Origin of the sequence: Chryseobacterium ginsenosidimutans, assembly GCF_039536845.1 — a bacterium.
Taxonomy (GTDB): domain Bacteria; phylum Bacteroidota; class Bacteroidia; order Flavobacteriales; family Weeksellaceae; genus Chryseobacterium; species Chryseobacterium ginsenosidimutans_B.
This window is the reverse complement of sequence record NZ_BAAAZJ010000016.1, coordinates 368,944-371,501: the sequence shown is the minus strand read 5'-3', so window position 1 is coordinate 371,501 and position 2,558 is coordinate 368,944. Positions and strand designations below refer to the sequence as shown.

Genomic DNA, 2,558 nt, shown 5'->3' with positions numbered 1-2,558 from the left:
GGCTTCGGAAAAAAAATGTTTTTTCCGAAGCCGACCCGAAGGTGATCCGAAGAAGACCCGAAGAAAGGGTAGAGAAAACCAGTCAAAAAACGTCAAAATCTGTCAAAACCGGTCATAGTTTTCATCATAATGAAAAGTGGAAAATTCCTTTATACCTTCGTTTCTGTTAATCAAAAAAATACAAAAAAATGGCAAGAATAACAAAAGGAATCCTTGGAGGATTTTCAGGAAAAGTAGGAACAATTGTAGGTGCAAACTGGCGCGGTCAGGACATCATCAGAAGTACCCCAAAACCAAGCAGCAGACCGCCAAGTGAGAAGCAGGCTCTTCAGCAGATGAAGTTTAAGCTGGTAATCGGCTTTCTGCAGCCTGTCAAAAATATTCAGACAAAATATTTCGGATCAGGCAGCGGTTCAAAATCGAGAGTGAACATGGCGGTTTCTTACACGATTAGCGAGGCTATCCAGATGGTTGCAGATGTTCCCGAGTTGGTCTACAATAAAGTACTGATCACAAAAGGAGATCTGGCAGGTTTTCAGAATGTGACAGCCGTTCCCCAAGCCGGAAATATGCTGAAACTTACATGGGAAGATAATTCCGTTCAGGGAAATGCAAGCGCAACAGATAAAGCCAATGCAGTCTGTTATTGTGAGGAATTAAAAACCTTTGAAATTTTCGAATCGGTTGCCGACAGAACTGCATTAATGGCAGATATTACACTGCCCAATTATTATTCAGGAAAAGAAATTCAGGTCTGGGCGTTTTTTAATGACGAGAAAGAGAAGCTGGCGTGTAACAGTTCGTATCTGGGAGTTTTTACAGTCGTTTAATGTTGATCTCCATCTGGAAGGGTGGGGATTTTTTTAAATAATTATGGTGATTCTATAAACGATTTCCCAAGAATGTACAGTTAATTTATTGAATTAAAAAATCACATTGTATTGGGGGAAACATTAAAAAATAATACCTTTAAGCTTTTTAATTAAGGATAATGTCAGAAGAACAGAAACGTCAGCTGCAGCAGCAACTTTGGAATATAGCGAATACTTTACGTGGTAAAATGGATGCAGATGAATTCCGTGATTATATCTTAGGATTTATTTTTTATAAATATCTGTCTGAGAAAATCCATTTTACAGCCAACAAAATCTTATTAGATTCTGGTGAAGAGGTTGATTATAATGATGTTGATGAAAATTCTGAGGAAGGAAAAGAAATTGTTGAAGCTATTTACGAAGAAGTCGTTGAAGATTTGGGATATTTCCTCAAACCTTCGGAACTTTTCAGTAATATTGCCAAAAAAGGACATCAGAAGCAGGAAGGTAAATCCAATTTTATTCTTGCTGAACTTTCCAAAATCCTTAATAATATTGAGCAATCTACACTGGGAACCAGTAGCGAAGATGATTTTGAAGGTCTTTTTGATGATTTGGATCTTACTTCTTCCAAATTGGGAAGAACAGAAGATGAAAAAAATACATTGATCTCAAAAGTTCTGTATCATCTGGATGATATTGATTTCAATTTATCAGATACCAATGCTGATGTTCTGGGAGATGCTTACGAATATTTAATTGCCCAGTTTGCCAGTGGAGCGGGGAAGAAAGCCGGTGAATTCTACACACCTCAACAAGTTTCTACGATTTTAGCAAGAATTGTGACCAGCAGAAAGTCACAGTTAAAATCCGTTTATGATCCGACTTGTGGAAGTGGTTCTTTGTTATTACGTGTTGCCCGTGAAGCAAAAGTAAGTGATTTTTACGGTCAGGAAATGAACCGTACCACATACAACTTAGCAAGGATGAATATGATTCTTCACGGTGTCAATTATAGTAATTTTGATATTCGACAGGAAGATACGCTTGAAAAACCTCAACACCTAGATAAGACATTTGATGCGATTGTCGCCAATCCTCCTTTTTCTGCTAAATGGAGTTCTAATGAATTACTTCTATTAGATGAGAGATTTTCACAATACGGAAAATTAGCACCTTCTTCAAAAGCAGACTTTGCGTTTATCCAGCATATGATTTATCATTTGGATGAAAACGGAATTATGGCTGTTGTAATGCCACACGGTGTTCTGTTCCGTGGTGCAGCCGAATTAGTTATTAGAAAATATCTGATTAAAGAGAAGAACTATTTAGATGCTGTGATTGGTTTACCTGCCAATATTTTCTTTGGAACAAGCATTCCGACTTGTATTTTAATCTTTAAAAAATGTCGTGAAGCCGATGAAGATATTTTGTTTGTAGATGCAAGCAAAGAATTTGAAAAGCAGAAAAACCAAAATGTGTTGCTTAATGCTCATATCAATAAAATTGTTGATACTTACCAAAATCGTACGGTAATTGAAAAGTTCAGTCATAAAGCGACATTACAGGAAGTTGCAGATAATGATTACAATCTAAATATTCCTCGCTATGTTGACACTTTTGAGGAAGAAGAGGAAATTGATATTCAGGCGGTAATGGCAGAAATTAAGGAGCTTGAAGCAAAGCGTTCTCAATTGGATTCTGAAATTGAAGTTTATTTGAAAGAATTGGGATTAGTAAGCT

At 36.7% G+C, this 2,558-nt stretch carries 2 protein-coding genes; both read left to right on the top strand.

The genetic code is table 11. From position 1 onward, the window contains the following. The first annotated feature begins 188 nt into the window (after positions 1 to 188). Positions 189 to 830, top strand: a complete 642-nt coding sequence (locus tag ABD745_RS21225; protein WP_344834935.1) for a DUF6266 family protein — start codon at positions 189 to 191, stop codon at positions 828 to 830. A gap of 161 nt (positions 831 to 991) precedes the next feature. Next, the coding region (locus tag ABD745_RS21220) for a type I restriction-modification system subunit M (RefSeq protein WP_344834932.1) at positions 992 to 2,558 on the top strand (1,567 nt) is incomplete at its 3' end.